1 protein-coding gene is annotated in these 1,235 nt (G+C 73.0%); it reads right to left on the bottom strand.

Annotated features, from left to right (window positions below; translation table 11 throughout):
• A partial coding sequence (locus ACFY2K_RS43480) for an IS701 family transposase (RefSeq protein ID WP_387718680.1) occupies window positions 1-1,167 on the bottom strand: 1,167 nt, incomplete at its 3' end.
• Window positions 1,168-1,235 lie beyond the last annotated feature (68 nt).

Genomic DNA, 1,235 nt, shown 5'->3' with positions numbered 1-1,235 from the left:
GGTGACGTGGCGGTGCCAGCCGGTCCAGGAACGGCCCTCGAAGTGGTCGAGGCCCAGGGCGGTCTTCAGCTCGCGGTAGTCGTGCTCGATCCGCCAGCGGATCTTGGCCAGGCGAACCAGGTCCTCGACGGGTGTGTCGGCGGGCAGGTTGGACACCCAGTAGTGGGACGGCTCGGCCAGGTGGGCGGGCCACTGGGCCAGCAGCCAGCATGCGGCAATGGTGCCGTTCTCCGCGGGCCGGGGCCGGCGTCCGGCCAGCCGGACCCGCAGGACGACGAAGTCGCCGGTCAGGCGGTCGCGGGACCCGTGTCGCCAGGTGATCGTGCGGGCCGCCGCTCGGCCGGCGGCCCGCACGTGCTCGGCCAGCGGGATCGGGCGGGTGCGGTAGCGGGGCTTGGGGCGGGGGCCGAGTCCGCCGTAGGGCGGCTGGTGGGGGACCGCGTCCAGCGGGTGGGCGGTTGCCAGGCCCTTGACCTGCACGATCCACCGCAGGCCGCGCTCGTCGAGCGCGTTGCGGAAGTGGGCGTTGTCGCCGTAGCCGGCGTCCGCGACCACGACCGGCGCGGTGAGGTGCCAGGTGGCGAGCTCGTCGAGCATCTCCAGCGCGAGGCGCCATTTCGGGCGGTGGACCTCACTGTCGGGGACGCGGCAGTGGGCCCGCCGCCGCCCGGCGCGGGCGGCGGCGGCCTCATCCGCGGCATGCTCCGGGTCCCAGGCGGCGGGCAGGAACAGACGCCAGTCGAGCGGGCAGGACGCCTGGTCGGTGACCGCGTGGACGCTCACCCCGACCTGGCAGTTGCCGACCTTGCCGAGCGTCCCGGAGTACTGGCGGGCGACCCCGGGCGAGGCGGTGCCGTCCTTCGGGAACCCGGTGTCGTCGACCACCCAGGCGGCCGGTGCCAGCGTTTCCACCGCCCGGCGGGCGATCCGAGCCCGCACCGCCTCGACCGGCCAGGTCGAGGCGGTGATGAACTGCTGCAGGCGCTGGTGGTCGATCCCGAGGCGCTCGGCCATCGGCTGCATCGACTTGCGCCGTCCGTCCAGCAGCAGACCACGCAGATAGCCCAGGCCCTTGTCCCGCTGGTCCGCACGCCGCAACGGAGCGAAGAGCTCCGCCGCGAACGCCTCCAACTCATCACGTAACAGTGCCAGTTCGTTCGGAGTCACACCGACAGCGAACCGCCGAACCGCCAACCTGCCCAGACCCCGCGCAACACGTAACAAAGCACTACTAG

Origin of the sequence: Kitasatospora sp. NPDC001309, assembly GCF_042896295.1 — a bacterium.
Taxonomy (GTDB): Bacteria; Actinomycetota; Actinomycetes; order Streptomycetales; family Streptomycetaceae; genus Kitasatospora.
This window is presented reverse-complemented; position numbering and strand designations above follow the sequence as displayed.